This is a genomic window from Pseudomonas sp. AP42 (genome assembly GCF_001728935.1).
Lineage (GTDB): Bacteria > Pseudomonadota > Gammaproteobacteria > Pseudomonadales > Pseudomonadaceae > Aquipseudomonas > Aquipseudomonas lactis.
Genome location: NZ_LYSO01000061.1, coordinates 26,006 through 34,037, shown reverse-complemented (window position 1 = coordinate 34,037; position 8,032 = coordinate 26,006). Strand labels below are relative to the sequence as shown.

The window sequence follows — 8,032 nt, the reverse complement described above, 5'->3', positions numbered from 1 at the left end:
TACACAATCCAACTGCGTTGACTGCTAGGCCGCCTTCGCGAGCAAGCCCGCTCCCACAGTTGGATTGTGGGGTGTCAGGTGGACAGGTGTCGGCTGGGAGGCTGTCATCGCAGGCAAGCCAGCTCCCACAGAGGGATCGTTGGGGTGTCAGGTAGACAGGCGTCGGCTGGCGGGCCGTCATCGCAGGCAAGCCAGCTCCCACAGAGGGATCGTTGAGGTGTCAGGTAGATAGGTGTTGGCTGGCAGGCCGTCATCGCAGGCAAGCCAGCTCCCACAGTTGGAGTGCGTTAGGGATTCTTCACATCGACCAGACTCATCAACCCCGCCAACGGAAAGTCCCCCTCAAGCTGCGCCAAGCTGGCCGTATACATCAGCTGTGGCTGACGCTGATGCCCATGCTGCAAAAAACTGATCAGGTTGCCCACCAACGGCTGGTGGCTGACCAACAGCACGTCGTCATCGCTGTCGAGTTTCTTCAGCACCTGTTGAACATCCCCATCGGGCGTCAGCCACGGCACCGTAACGATATCGGCCTGAAACCCCAGCACATCGCGCACCAACTGCGCCGTCTGCTGCGCCCGTACATAAGGGCTGGCAATGATGGCGCCCAAGGGCTGGCCAATCAGGTGCGCAGCACTGCGCAAGACTTCGGCACGCCCATGCTCGGTAAGGTTGCGCTCGGCGTCCGTGCGCGCATGCGCTTGGGCCTCACCGTGACGCAAAATCCATACCTTCATAGCTTCGGCTCTTCATCACGCACCGGGTGCGGTGCCGGCGGTACGCTGTGGGCCGCTTCACCTTCGGGCGCACGCGGGGTTGGCCAATCGGCGAACGGCCAAGGCTTTTGTTCGGTGTGGAAGCTGCCAAAGCGGCCGATCTGCGCCAGGAACTGGCTGAGGCTGTCGCCAAAATTCATCAGGCCCAGGTTCGGCGCGCCGTAGATCAGCCGGTAAATCAATTGCACCACCACCAGCGCGCCGAGCAGGAATTGCGCCACCTGCCATACCAGCGCAAACACCAGCATCCACAGGATGCGCAAGACAATCGACTCGTAAGGAGGGGCAGCTTTGGGATCGTTCATGACGCGTTCCTCAGTTGAAACCACTGGTGGAAATAAAGTCGACATCGGTTTTGGGCTCGGCCCGCATCAGCAACTCGATGACCTGGTTCAAGGTGCGCCCTTCGAACAGGATCGCGTGCAGCCCGGCGACCAGCGGCATATATACGCCCACTTCCTGGGCCTTGGCCTTCAAGACCTTGAGGGTGTTGACCCCTTCGGCCACTTCGCCCAGGCGCGTCACCGCCTCGTCCAGGCTCAGCCCTTGGCCCAGCGCAAACCCGACCTGATAATTGCGGCTTTTAGGCGATGAACAGGTGACGATCAAGTCACCCACGCCCGCCAGGCCGAGGAAGGTCATGGGGTTGGCGCCCTGGTTCACCGCAAAACGGGTCATCTCGGCCAGAGCCCGGGTAATCAGCATGCTCTTGGTGTTTTCGCCCATGCCCAGGGCCACGGCCATGCCGGCAATGATCGCGTAGACGTTTTTCAACGCCCCGCCCAATTCGACGCCGAAGCGATCGGCGCTGGCGTAGACCCGGAAGGTACGGCCATGCAGCACAGCCTGGACGCGCTCGCACAAGGCCTCGTCTTCACTGGCAACCACGGTGGCGGTCAATGCGTGCTCGGCAACTTCCCGCGCCAGGTTCGGCCCGGACAGCACGCCAATACGCGCCTGCGGGGCTATTTCGGTGAGGATTTCACTCATCAACTTGAAGGTGTGGGCCTCAATGCCCTTGGTCAGGCTGACCAGCAGCTTGCCGGCCAGGCGTTCGGCGTGGGGCGCCAATACCGAGCGCAAGGCGCTGGAAGGCAGCGCGACGAAGCACAGGTCGCAGGCCGTGAGGGTTTCCAGCAGGTCGGTCACCGGCTCGACGGCAGGATGAATCTTGATACCTTTAAGGTAACGGGGGTTTTCGCGATGCACGCGAATGGCTTCGGCCTGCTCGGGGTCGCGCATCCACTGGCGCACCGCGTGGCCGTTCTCGGCCAGCAGGTTAGCCACGGCGGTACCAAAACTTCCGCCTCCCAGGACCGCAATAGGGCGCTGTTCAGTCATATGCAATCCGTTAATCCATACCAGTGGCGATGGCGGCATTATACGGGGCGCCCGGCTTGCGGCCAGCCCCCGTATCAATTCGCGGGGTTGTCGGAAAATGCCATGGATGTGCGAAGTAATTGCAAGTCCTACGACTGGCAAATAGCCGCGCCTCGGTTAACATGGGCGGCTATCCGCAATTAACAAGGCCGTGCCGTGTATCTAGGCCCCCCTCCTCGCTCATCACTGTTATTGATGCTGGCGTGCGCTACCTGCGCGCAAGCCGACGATCTATTCCTCGACAGCCAGCCGCTGCCGCAGGTCTTGACCGCCACGCGCCTCAAGCAATCGGCCGCCGCCGTGCCCGGCAGCATGACGGTGATCGACAGTGAGCTGATCAAGGCCAGCGGCGCCCGGGACATCTCGGAACTGCTGCGGCTGGTCCCGGGGATGATGGTCGGCTACACCAGCGGTAACCAGGCCTCAGTGAATTACCACGGCACCAGCGCCAGCGATGCACGGCGCATGCAGGTGCTGATCGATGGGCGCTCGGTCTACCGCGCCGGCCTGGCCACGGTGGACTGGAGCGATATCCCGGTGGCCATGGAGGATATCGAGCGCATCGAGGTGTTTCGCGGCCCCAACACGGTCAGCTACGGTGCCAATGCGCTGATGGCGGTGGTGAATATCCTCACCCGCTCGCCGGCCAACAGCCACGGCTCGCGGGTAAAGGTCATCCGTGGCGAGCGTGGCATCAATGACTTCTATGCCAGCCAGGGTGTGGGCTGGGAGACCGGCGATTTGCGCTTGTCCCTGTCCGGGCAACAGGACGATGGATTTGACAGTGACGCGGCCGGCGCCGACCGCCGTGACGGGCGCCGTCTCAACCGTTTCAGCCTGGCGGTGAGCCAGACCTTGAACGCGCAACAAAGCCTCGACTGGCAACTGAACGTCAAGGAAGGCACCAACCAGCGCCCTTATACCTACACCCCAGTGTTTGCCGGGATTACCGAAGGCGGCAGCAATTCCGACGTCACCGCCAAAGACTACGCGGGCTCCCTGCGCTGGAACTTTGACTTCAACCCCGACCACAGCCTGTATATCCAGGGCTCGGCACAGCAATGGGACCGCAAGCAAATCTGGAAAGCCTGTGACGCCAAGGCCTCGTTCAGCCCTGAACTGACCCAGCTATGGCAGCTCAACCCCAACTATGCCGAATTGCTGGCGCGGCACATGGACACTTACAGCCAAGGCTCCGCCCCACCGGGTAACGCCGCCGAACAGGCCTTGGCCAACCAGGTGCTGGACCAGTGGCGCAACGGCGCCAACCAGAGCGTGTGCGGCGATATCGACCAGAGCACCCGTGAAAGCCGCTACGACCTGGAGATCCAGGACACGCTCAGCCTCTCCGACAGCCTGCGCCTGGTCAGCGGCATGAATTACCGCTACGACCGCGCCGATTCCGAGACCTACTTCAATGGCACCCTGGACGACACCACCTGGCGCCTGTTCGGGCACCTGGAATGGCGCGCCAGCGAGCACTGGCTGCTGCAAGGTGGCGCCATGTACGAAGACACCCACCTGAGCGGCAACTCGCTGACGCCACGGGTGGCGGTCAATTACCTGATCAACCCCCGCCACGGCTTGCGCGCGGTTTACTCCGAGGCGATACGCTCGCCGGACATGTTTGAGAACAACGTCAATTGGAGCTACCGCGTCACCAATCTCAGTTCCCCGACCTACGGGCAAAACGCCGGGCAATATTTTGTCGTGACGCGCGGCCCCGGCAACCTCGACAAAGAGTTGATGCGCTCGCGCGAGCTGGGCTACAACGGCTTCTTTGCCGAGCTGGGGCTGAATGTCGACGTGAAGCTGTTCTATGACGAAATCACCGACATGATCAGCTCTCCGCTACGTAACAACCAATACATCGCCAGCAACGCCAATAGTGCGCGCTTTAGCGGTGCCGAGTCGCAGTTCGACTGGCGCGTGAGTAACGCCGACCGCCTGCGCCTGACCTATGCTTATGTAGACGCCACCTCCAGCAACCCGCGGGACAAGGCGCAAACCGCGCGTAACAGCGGCTCGGCCGGTTGGCTGCGTGAATGGGGCCAGGGTTGGTCCAGCGCCTTGTTCTACTATGGCGACGACGCACTCAACCAATATCGCTTCCAGCGGGTCGACCTGCGGGTGGCCAAGCGCATCGCCGTAGGCAAAACCAATGTGGAGCTGGCGGGCATGTTGCAACAACGCCTGGACAACCAGCCCACCACTTGGGCCGACAACAACTACGACCATCGCCACGTTCTCTACTTCAGCGCCGAGCTGGACTTCTGACATGGCCGATCAGTCACGGATGACCCTCTTGGTTTCACGGTTTTGGCGCCGTGGCCTGCTGCTCGCGTGCCTGTTGCTGGCGGCGCCGGCGTGGAGCGCCAACATCCTGCTGACGGCCGCCGAAGACAGCGCCGGCGTGCGCGCCTTTACCCAGGCCCTTGCCCAGCAGCGCCCCGACGACCAGGTCAGCTTCACCCCCCTCAACACGTTGCCGGCGCCCAGGGACTTGCCTGCCAGCACCCGCCTGATCCTCCTTGACCTGCCCGGCCTGGACTGGCGACTGCAGGATGAACAAGGGCCGCCCACCCTGGTATTGCGCATCAGCCGCCTGCAGGCCCGGCAACGCCTGGGCAACACCCATCCGGCGAAAATCAGCCTGCTCTGGAGCGACCCGCCCCTGGACCGTCAGTTGCGCCTGATCGCCCATATCCTGCCCCAGGCCCAGCGCGTTGGCGTGCTTTACGATGCCGGCAGTGAGTTCCTGCTGCGCGAGCTGACTCAATCCGCCAAGCCCATGGGCCTGGAAATCGTGCCCCAGCTCTGGGAGAACACCAGTGACAGCCGGCCGCTGCAAAACCTGTTCAAGAACAGCGACGTGCTACTGGGCCTGGACGACCCGAACCTGTACAACCCCAAAACCGTGAAAAACCTGTTGCTGAGCAGTTATGCCCAACAACTGCCGTTGGTAGGGCCCAATGCCGGGTTTGTGCGGGCCGGCAGCCTGGCCAGCACCTACAGCGATCAGGCCGACTGGCTCGCCGTGCTGAATCACCTGCTGGACCAGCCGCCGGCCAATTGGCCGCACACGCTCTACCCGCAACACTTCAAAGTCGTGGGCAACCCGCAAGTCGCACGCTCACTGGGCATCGAACAGGTCGATGAAGTCGCCGTTGCCGCCCGCCTGGCAGAAGGAGAAAAACGCCCATGACCTTGCGCCGTCGTTGGGATATCAACACCCGCACCCAGCTCATTACCCTGGGCCCCGCGCTGCTGTTGACCCTGCTGCTCATCAGCTTCTTTACCTTCGTGCGTATCCAGGATTTGCGCCAGGAACTGGACCACACCGGTCAACTGATCGCCAACCAGTTGGCCCCTGCCACTGAGTACGGCGTGATTTCCGGCAACAACGACGTGCTTGAATCCCTGCTGCGTGCAACCCTGGCCACGCCCCATGTACGCTTCCTGGAGATCCAGGACAGCGCCGAGAACATCCTGGTGTACGTGGAGCAGCCGTCCGAGCGACATGATCGCTCGCTGTCGGTGAAGGTGTTCCAGGCACCGATCCGCCTGCAACACATCCAGCTCAACAATGACTTTTTCCAGGACAACCTCAACGAACCCAAAGCCCCCCGCGCGGATTACCTGGGGCGGGTGATCGTGGGCATGTCCAATGATGCGTTCAGCCAGCGCCAGCAGGAAATCCTGTTCAAAGCTGGGATCCTGGCGCTGTTCGCCCTGCTGTTTACCTTCCTGCTGGCGCGACGCCTGTCGGCGAGCCTGTCAAAGCCAATCAGCGCCATGGGGCATGCGGTCAAGGCCATCCAGCAAGGCGACTACAAAACGCCATTGCCGATCGTCGATGACTCGGAATTGGGCGACCTTTCGCGGCATATCAACAACCTGGCCGAGGGCCTTCAACAGGCCAGTCGCGAACAGCAGCAAGCCATGGCCCAACTGATCCAGACCCGTGAAGAAGCCGAGCGGGCGAACAACGCCAAGTCGGATTTCCTGGCGATGATGAGCCATGAACTGCGCACGCCCATGAATGGCGTGCTGGGCATGCTGCAACTGTTGGAAACCACCGAGATGACCGAGGAGCAGACCGAGTATGCGGCGCTGGCGTCCGAGTCCACCGAGCATTTGCTCAAGGTGATCAATGACATCCTTGATTTCTCGCGAATAGAACGCGCCGCCCTGGAACTGGAACATATTGCGTTCAACCTCGCCGACCTTATCAACAGCTGCGCCCAGGCTTTCCAGCACAGCGCCCAGCAGCGTGGGCTGAGCCTGGAACTGCCGATTCCCATGGGCATGGAGGCCCTGCGGGTGCGCGGCGATCCGACACGGATCCGCCAGATCCTGGTGAACCTGATCGGCAACGCACTGAAATTTACCGAACGTGGCAGCGTGACCGTCGAGCCCCACTGGCAAACCCTGGACCATGAGTTGGTGTGGTTCACCTGCACCGTGCGCGACAGCGGCATTGGCATTTCCGCTGAACGCCTGGAATTGATGTTCGATGCATTCCAGCAGGCCGACAGTTCGATTTCCAGGCGTTACGGTGGAACAGGCCTGGGCCTGCCGATTGCGCGCACCCTGGCCGAGCGCATGGGAGGTACCTTGCGCGCCCAGAGCGAAGAAGGTCGAGGCTCGGTGTTCACCCTGGAAATTCCGCTGGCCATCGACCAGCAGCATGTGCCGGTGGCCGCTCCTGACGCGCTCGGCAAAGCCAGCGCCGGCGACGGGCGCCACGTGCTGCTGGTGGAAGACAACCCGGTCAACCGCACCGTGGTCGAAGCGATGCTGCGCAGCCTGGGCTTTGAAGTCAGCCTGGCCACGGACGGCGCCGAGGCGATCCGCAGCGCCGAGAGCCTGATTTTCACCGCCATCCTGATGGATTGCCGCCTGCCCTTGATCGATGGCTACGAAGCCACGCGGCAGATTCGCCAACTGCCCGGCTGCGCCGATCTACCGATCATCGCCCTGACCGCCAACGCCTTGCAGGGCGACCGCGAAGCCTGCCTGGCAGCCGGAATGAACGATTACCTGGCCAAGCCGTTCAAACGCACGGATTTGCAGCAAATCCTGCAGCGCTGGGTGCAATAGCGCCGCGCCATCAGCCAACTGCGACTGGCGTGAAAGACGAAAGTGCGGCAGTCTTAGGCACCCGAACGGGCCGATAAACAGGCCCGGTTTAAAATTTCAGTGAACAAGTGTACATTCAGTGCCTTGCCGCTGTGACTTTCACTACAACGCAATAGTCTATGTGTAGGCTGCCGCTATGAGGCATGAACGCTTCATTCGGTTCGGGAAGATTTGCCCTACCCTGCCGCATGGGATTATTGAGGAGCTCGCATGACCAAACAAAACGCCTTTACTCGGGAAGACCTGCTGCGCTGCAGTCGCGGTGAGCTGTTCGGCCCAGGTAACGCGCAACTGCCCGCCCCGAACATGCTGATGGTGGATCGCATCACCCATATCAGCGAAGCGGGTGGCAAGTACGGCAAAGGTGAATTGGTCGCCGAGCTGGATATCACCCCGGACCTGTGGTTCTTCGCTTGCCACTTCGAAGGTGACCCTGTGATGCCAGGCTGCCTGGGCCTTGACGCCATGTGGCAGCTGGTCGGTTTCTACCTGGGCTGGCAAGGCCTGCCGGGCCGCGGTCGCGCCCTGGGTTCAGGCGAAGTGAAGTTCTTTGGCCAGGTACTGCCGAGCGCCAAGAAAGTCACCTATAACATTCAAATCAAGCGCGTCCTCAAGGGCAAGCTGAACCTGGCCATCGCCGACGGTTCGGTGACTGTCGACGGTCGCGAGATCTATACTGCCGAAGGCCTTCGGGTCGGCGTATTCACTTCCACTGACAACTTTTAAGGGTTATC

General features: G+C 61.8%; 7 protein-coding genes. 4 read left to right on the top strand and 3 right to left on the bottom strand.

All coding sequences use genetic code 11. The annotated features are described in order from the left end of the window. Nucleotides 1-287: 287 nt before the first annotated feature. The 3 genes from sixA to A7K61_RS19640 are packed head-to-tail and all read right to left on the bottom strand — an operon-like array spanning nucleotide 288 to nucleotide 2,117. The gene (gene sixA, locus A7K61_RS19650; protein WP_044273026.1) at nucleotides 288-737 is read right to left on the bottom strand and encodes a phosphohistidine phosphatase SixA; all 450 of its coding nucleotides are present in this window, start codon (nucleotides 735-737) and stop codon (nucleotides 288-290) included. Further along, nucleotides 734-1,081 (bottom strand): DUF4389 domain-containing protein, encoded by a 348-nt coding sequence (locus A7K61_RS19645; RefSeq protein WP_003190047.1) that lies wholly within the window; start codon nucleotides 1,079-1,081, stop codon nucleotides 734-736. The genes sixA and A7K61_RS19645 overlap by 4 nt, the downstream gene beginning before the upstream one ends. 10 nt (nucleotides 1,082-1,091) lie before the next feature. Continuing rightward, a complete protein-coding gene (locus A7K61_RS19640; protein WP_044273025.1) occupies nucleotides 1,092-2,117 on the bottom strand; it encodes an NAD(P)H-dependent glycerol-3-phosphate dehydrogenase in 1,026 nt (341 codons plus the stop codon). A gap of 195 nt (nucleotides 2,118-2,312) precedes the next feature. Here A7K61_RS19640 and A7K61_RS19635 point away from each other — a divergent pair, with 195 nt between their 5' ends. The 4 genes from A7K61_RS19635 (at nucleotide 2,313) to fabA (ending at nucleotide 8,024) form a co-directional block, all read left to right on the top strand. After that, the gene (locus A7K61_RS19635) at nucleotides 2,313-4,433 is read left to right on the top strand and encodes a TonB-dependent siderophore receptor (protein ID WP_102047792.1); all 2,121 of its coding nucleotides are present in this window, start codon (nucleotides 2,313-2,315) and stop codon (nucleotides 4,431-4,433) included. Nucleotide 4,434: 1 nt separating this feature from the next. Then, entirely contained in the window at nucleotides 4,435-5,361 is a 927-nt protein-coding gene (locus A7K61_RS19630; RefSeq protein WP_069558175.1) for an ABC transporter substrate-binding protein, read from the top strand. Beyond that, complete coding sequence (locus A7K61_RS19625; protein WP_044273022.1) at nucleotides 5,358-7,259, top strand: ATP-binding protein; 1,902 nt, start codon at nucleotides 5,358-5,360, stop codon at nucleotides 7,257-7,259. Before A7K61_RS19630 ends, A7K61_RS19625 begins: the two co-directional genes overlap by 4 nt. Before the next feature lie 249 nt (nucleotides 7,260-7,508). Then, complete coding sequence (fabA, locus tag A7K61_RS19620; protein WP_069558174.1) at nucleotides 7,509-8,024, top strand: 3-hydroxyacyl-[acyl-carrier-protein] dehydratase FabA; 516 nt, start codon at nucleotides 7,509-7,511, stop codon at nucleotides 8,022-8,024. The last annotated feature ends 8 nt before the right edge of the window (nucleotides 8,025-8,032 follow it).

Excerpts from the sequence above, each read along its gene's own strand:
- fabA (WP_069558174.1), top strand. The coding sequence starts at position 7,509 with ATGACCAAACAAAACGCCTTTACTCGGGAAGACCTGCTGCGCTGCAGT.
- sixA (WP_044273026.1), bottom strand. The coding sequence starts at position 737 with ATGAAGGTATGGATTTTGCGTCACGGTGAGGCCCAAGCGCATGCGCGC.
- A7K61_RS19625 (WP_044273022.1), top strand. The coding sequence starts at position 5,358 with ATGACCTTGCGCCGTCGTTGGGATATCAACACCCGCACCCAGCTCATT.
- A7K61_RS19630 (WP_069558175.1), top strand. The coding sequence starts at position 4,435 with ATGGCCGATCAGTCACGGATGACCCTCTTGGTTTCACGGTTTTGGCGC.
- A7K61_RS19645 (WP_003190047.1), bottom strand. The coding sequence starts at position 1,081 with ATGAACGATCCCAAAGCTGCCCCTCCTTACGAGTCGATTGTCTTGCGC.
- A7K61_RS19640 (WP_044273025.1), bottom strand. The coding sequence starts at position 2,117 with ATGACTGAACAGCGCCCTATTGCGGTCCTGGGAGGCGGAAGTTTTGGT.